The organism is Cupriavidus sp. R6-3, from assembly GCF_059772245.1.
Genome location: NZ_JCBAJO010000266.1, coordinates 1 through 5752 on the forward strand (window position 1 = coordinate 1; position 5752 = coordinate 5752).

The following is a 5752-nucleotide window of genomic DNA, read 5'->3' on the forward strand; positions in this document are numbered from 1 at the left end:
CCCCAAGACACCCCAGATCTCACAAGGTCTGGGGTGTTTTGCTTTGCGGCGGCGGAAAGCCCCCAAAAATGAAAACGGCACCGGAAACCGCGCCGCGCAGACGGAATACAACAGATCGCCCCCGTGCGTGAAGTCACCGGTTCTCCCTCCGCATCGGCTCTGTTATGGTGTCGCTCGGCGCCGGCGCTTGCCCCACTTGTGAGCATCGCGGTGCCATCGTCACGCAATCAAGCCACGGCCCAACCAGGGGCGGGCAATCGGGAAGTCCGGGGGAAGGTATGGCCGCAAACATGGCCGGATTCATCGGCATGGGCCTGCGCAGGCCCCTGTTTGCAGGCGTTTTCCTGACGGCTGCGGCGACATTGGCCGGATGCGCGACATCCCCATCGTCGTCTCCCGACGCCGAGGCATCCGTGTCGAAGGCCCCCAAGGTGGCCAGGATCTCGCCGATGGATTGCCGCAAGTTCCACCAGCGGCTGGCTGCCTCGACTGCCAAATCGCTGCGGAACGAGACATCGCAGCGCTCCGACTACCCGGCTCAACTCCAGAAAGTTGGCGACCAAAGCGGGCAAGAAGCCGCCGAGCCGATGCCGTTGCAGCAACTTCCGCTATTTTCGACATTTGGCCCAGAGCAGGCATTGCCGGCGGGCTGGCACAGCTGGACCGTCAACCGCAGCAAGACCCCCACGCAATACGCACTGACCGAAGTCGACCAGCGCGTCGTGCTGCATGCCCGCGCGGATGGTTCCGCTTCGGGCCTCTATGTTCCTCTGAAGCCGCGGGAGCCAGGCAAGCTGCGCTGGGCCTGGAAGACGCGCGACGTCATCGCCGACGGCGACAACGCCAGCGGACCCCGCGAGGATGCACCGCTACGGGTGTTCGTTGCCTTCGACGGGGACAAGAGCACGCTGTCGCTGAAAGATCATCTGATGGACGAAATGGCGCGGCTGATGACCGGCCGCGAGATGCCCTACGCAACCCTGATGTACATTTGGGGCGCCAAACGTCCGGAAGGGACGGTCATACCGAACCCGCACACCGAGCGGGTCCGCATGATCGTGGTGGATTCAGGCACTCGGCACGCCAGGCAATGGCGTTGCCACGAGCGCGATCTGCGGGCGGACTATCGCGCCGCCTTCGGCAAGGAGCCGGGCCGGCTGCTGGCCGTCGGCATCATGACCGACACCGACAACACCAGGAGCCAGGCGGAAGCCTGGTATGGCGACATCGCGCTGGACTAGCGTGCGCAGGTCCCGCGCGGCGGAGGCCCGCAGCGGCGGGAGCCCTGCAACGCGAGCGTCCGTGGCGAAATCAGGGGACCACGGGATCGGTCAATGCCAGCGCCGCGAACGACGCCAGCCAGTGCGTCCCGACATAGTCGCCGCTGACCGCCTGCGCCAGCGACGCGTCCAGATGATCGACCCACGCACCCGCCGCCTTCGCCCGCAACGGTTCCGGCAGCGACGGTCCGAGCAGGCGCCAGCACCAGGCGCGCGACAGGTTCAGCCCGTCCAGATGCACCAGCTTCGGATCGGTGCGATCGCCAACCACCACCGGGGTCAGCCACGTCGCCAGGTCGGTCGGTGCAGGTGCAAACATCTCCCACCATTCCGCGAACGCGCAGTCGTCCAGCACGCTGCGCATCAGCACCGCCTCCATCAGGCCGCCTGACAGAAACTCGTCGCCGCCGGGCTCGTAGCGGGCCGGGTAGCGCTGATCGTGGCCAAACCAGCGATGCGCCCGTCGCGCGATCGCGCGGCGCAGCGCCGGATGGTTGTCCGCGCGGGCCTAGCCGTCGGCCAGCACCAGCGCGAAGGCGCTGTTGGCGTGCGTGCCGGTGCGGATCGGAAAATCGGCAATATCGAGATAGTCGCTCAGCCGTCCGGCGAGATACGTCGCCAGCGGTTCGCAGGCGCGCGCCCAGCGCTGTACCTGTTCGTCGTCGCCCGGAAACTGGCGCAGTTCCGCCTGCAGGCGCAGGATCCAGGCCCAGCCATAGGGACGCTCGAACGTGCCCGAGCCTGGCCGCTGGAAATACGCCAGCTCGGCTTGGACCGCTTCGGGCCGCCACTGGATGTCGAGCGTCGCGCGGATCGCGCCCGCTTCGGGCAGGTCGGGCCGGTGCGCCAGCAGCCGGACCAGCAGCCAGTGCATATGCACGCTCGAGTGCCAGTCGTAGCTGCCGAAATAGACGGGATGCAACGCGCGCGGCTCGGCCAGGTCGCCGGCGCCCGTCATCATGTGGTCGATCCGGTAGGGGTAGGGCCGCAGGATGTTCTCGAGCGCGACCTGCGCGAAGGCGCTGGCAGTGGCGATATCCAGCGCCGGCAGCGCCGGCCGGGCCGTGGCGGCCATACCGCCAGCATCCGTCCCGCCCGCGCCGCTCATGCGATCCGCCCCATCCGCCCCATCAGCGCTATCCGAACGATTCACGCCGCTCGAACCATTCACACCATTCACGCCGGCGCCAGCCATTTCTCGACCAGCTTGACGAAGAAGGTCGAGCCCACCGGCAGGATCTCGTCGTTGAAGTCGTAGCTGGGGTTGTGCAGCATGCAGGGCCCGATGCCGTGGCCGGCCTCGCGGTGCCCGCCTTCGCCGTTGCCGATGAACAGATAGCAGCCCGGCCGCTCGAGCAGCATGAAGGAAAAGTCCTCGGCGCCCATGGTCGGTTCGATATTCGGATCGACGTTGTCGACGCCGACCAGCTCGCGCGCGACCTCGACCGCGAAGGCCGCTTCGGCGGCGCTGTTGACGGTCGGCGGATAGTTGCGGTCGAAGCTGAATTCGATGGTGCAGTCGAAGGCCGTGGCGACCGCGCGCGCCACCTCTTCCATGCGGCGTTCGATCAGGTCGAGCACCGGCAGCGTGAAGGTGCGCACGGTGCCGCCGATCCACGCTTCGTTGGGCACGATATTGGTCGCGTCGCCGGCGTGGAACTGCGTGACCGAGATCACCGCCGCATCGATCGGCCGCTTGTTGCGGGTGATGATGCCCTGCAGCGCGCCGACGATCTGCGCCGCGGTGAAGACCGGATCGTTGCCGTTATGCGGCATCGCCGCATGCGCGCCCTTGCCGCGTACGACGATGCGGAACTCGTTGCTCGACGCCATCAGCGGTCCGGGGCAGGTGCCGAACGAACCGGCCGGCATGCCGGGCCAGTTGTGCATGCCGAAGACGGCGTCGCACGGGAAACGCTCGAACAGCCCGTCGCGGATCATCTCGCGCGCGCCGCCGCCGCCTTCCTCGGCCGGCTGGAAGATCAGGTGAACGGTGCCGTCGAAGTTGCGATGCTGTGCCAGGTAACGGGCCGCGCCGAGCAGCATCGCCGTATGGCCGTCGTGGCCGCACGCGTGCATCTTGCCGTCGTGCTGCGAGCGGTGGCCGAAGGTATTGGCCTCCTGCAGCGGCAGCGCGTCCATGTCGGCGCGCAGGCCGATGCTGCGCGTGCTGCTGCCGTTGCGGATCACGCCGACGAGGCCCGTCTTGCCCAGGCCGCGGTGCACCTCGATGCCCCAGTCGGCGAGCGTGCGCGCGACCACGTCGGCAGTGCGCTGCTCCTCGAATCGCAGTTCCGGATGAGCGTGGATGTCGCGGCGGATCGAACGGATCTCGTCTTGCGCCTGGAGGATTTCGGGGATCAGTGTCATGGCCGTGGCAAGAGCGGTAAGCGGTGATAAACCAGAGGGTTGAAAACCAGGGCGGAAAAACCCCGGCTGGCAAAACCGGATTGGGGAAAACAGCAGGGGTGAAATATCCGGATCATACGACGCCGGGCCCGAATGCGCCAAAACCATCACGGCGCGAGGTTTCCCCGATAACCCGCCCAATGGCACCCGACATGCCGCCCAACGCGCCGCCCGGCATACGGCCCCGACATGCGGCCCCAGCATGCCGCCCGACATGCCGCCCAATATACCGTCGAATATGCCGCCGTCATTCGGCGCGGTATCCCCCGGAGGTGGGTTTCCCCGCATTGCAGCCGGTGCTTCTCTACTGGAACAGTTAATGCTTGCCGTACCGCGTCCGCGAGCCGGGCCCCGCTTGTATCACGACGCCTGCACCAATTTGCGGCGTCGCAGCTTGCGACGGTCACAGGCCGCTCGTTATAGTTGCCCCCACTTTTCGGGAGAATCGCTCGATGCCGCTTCGCCACCACCAGAAGGCATTTGCAACCGCCCTGCTCGCCGCAGCCATCAGCTTCGGCGCCGGCGGTCAGGCACTGGCAGCCGATTTCAAGCTGGCCATGAGCTCGCCGCCGACCTCGATGGACCCGCACTTCTACAACCTGTTCTCGAACATCAACGTGTCGGAGCATATCTTCGACAGCCTGATCAAGATGGACGCGGACAGCCGCATCATTCCGGGCCTGGCCGAGTCGTGGAAGCTGGTCAACGAGACCACGTGGGAGTTCAAGATCCGCAAGGGAGTCAAGTTCCATGACGGCTCGCCGCTGACCGCCGAGGACATCCTGTGGTCGCTGGACCGGCCGGCGACAATCCAGAACAGCCCCGGCAAGTTCGACGTCTACACCAAGGCCATCGTCGCCAAGAAGATCGTCGATCCGAACACGATCCAGCTGATCACCGCGCAGCCCTATCCGCTGGTGCTGAACGATCTGACTTCGATCTTCATCGTGCAGAAGAAGGCCACGCAGGGCCTGAACTCCGACGATTTCGCCCAGGGCAAGGGCATGGTCGGCACCGGTCCGTTCAAGTTCGTCAGCTACGCGCGCGACGACCGGGTCGAACTGACGCGCAACCCCGACTACTGGGGGCCGAAGCCCGCCTGGGACAAGGTGACGCTGCGCTTCATCCCGAACCCCGCCACGCGCCTGGCCGCGCTGCTGTCGGGCGACGTGCAGGCGATCGAGAACGTGCCGACGCCGGACCTGCCGCAAGTGCGCAAGAATCCGAAGCTGTCGTTCTTCTCGAAGATCTCGCACCGGGTCATCTATCTGTATTTCGATGCCAAGCGCGACAAGTCGCCGTACGTCACCACCAAGGACGGCCAGCCGATGGACAAGAACCCGCTGAAGGACGCGCGCGTGCGCAATGCCATCAGCATGGCCATCAACCGGCAGGGCATCAAGGACCGGCTGATGGAAGGCCTGTCCGAGCCGACCAACAATCTGGTGCCGGCGACGCTGTTCGGGCATAACCCGGACCTGAAGACGGTCAAGTACGACCCCGAGGGCGCCAAGAAGCTGCTGGCCGAGGCCGGCTATCCGAACGGCTTCGGCGTGACGCTGCATACGCCGAACAACCGCTACGTCAACGACGAGAAGATCGCGCAGACCGTCGCGCAGAACCTGACGCGGATCGGTATTGCCACGCGGGTCGAAGGCATGCCGATGGCGACGTACTCGTCCAAGGGCATCAAGCACGAGTGGTCGTTCGGCCTGCTCGGCTGGGGCGCGCAGACGGGCGAGGTCAGCTCGCCGCTGCGCGCGCTGCTGGCGTGCGAGGATGCCAAGAAGGGCTTCGGCACCACCAACTGGGGCGAGTACTGCAATCCGAAGATGGATGCGGTACTGGAGAAGGCGCTGTCGACCGTCGACGACGCCCAGCGCTCGAAGCTGCTGCAGGAGGCGACCGCGATCGCGATCAACGACGGCGGCATCATTCCGATCCATCAGCAGGTGACCACCTGGGCCACGCAGAAGGGCATCACCTACGTGCCGCGGACCGACGAACGGACCTACGCGCACAACTTCAAGCCGCAGCAGTAACCGCTGGCGGCAGGCTGTTCA

The 5752-nt window shown here is 66.0% G+C and carries 3 protein-coding genes and 1 pseudogene; 2 read left to right on the top strand and 2 right to left on the bottom strand.

Features of this window, described 5'->3' with window-relative positions; translation table 11 throughout:
• Positions 1-290: 290 nt before the first annotated feature.
• Complete coding sequence (locus tag AC6EI8_RS23505; RefSeq protein WP_498383023.1) at positions 291-1241, top strand: DUF3047 domain-containing protein; 951 nt, start codon at positions 291-293, stop codon at positions 1239-1241.
• A gap of 70 nt (positions 1242-1311) precedes the next feature.
• Here the strand turns inward: AC6EI8_RS23505 and AC6EI8_RS23510 are convergent.
• Both AC6EI8_RS23510 and AC6EI8_RS23515 read right to left on the bottom strand, forming a co-directional pair.
• Positions 1312-2355, bottom strand: a pseudogene (locus AC6EI8_RS23510) (DUF2891 domain-containing protein).
• A gap of 101 nt (positions 2356-2456) precedes the next feature.
• Positions 2457-3650: a M20 aminoacylase family protein gene (locus AC6EI8_RS23515; RefSeq protein ID WP_265632871.1), complete on the bottom strand. Its 1194-nt coding sequence runs from the start codon at positions 3648-3650 to the stop codon at positions 2457-2459.
• Positions 3651-4141: 491 nt separating this feature from the next.
• On the opposite strand from AC6EI8_RS23515, the gene AC6EI8_RS23520 reads away from it, so the two are divergent.
• Positions 4142-5731 carry an ABC transporter substrate-binding protein gene (locus tag AC6EI8_RS23520; RefSeq protein WP_149316551.1) on the top strand — a complete coding sequence of 530 codons (1590 nt, stop codon included), beginning with the start codon at positions 4142-4144 and terminating at the stop codon, positions 5729-5731.
• Positions 5732-5752 lie beyond the last annotated feature (21 nt).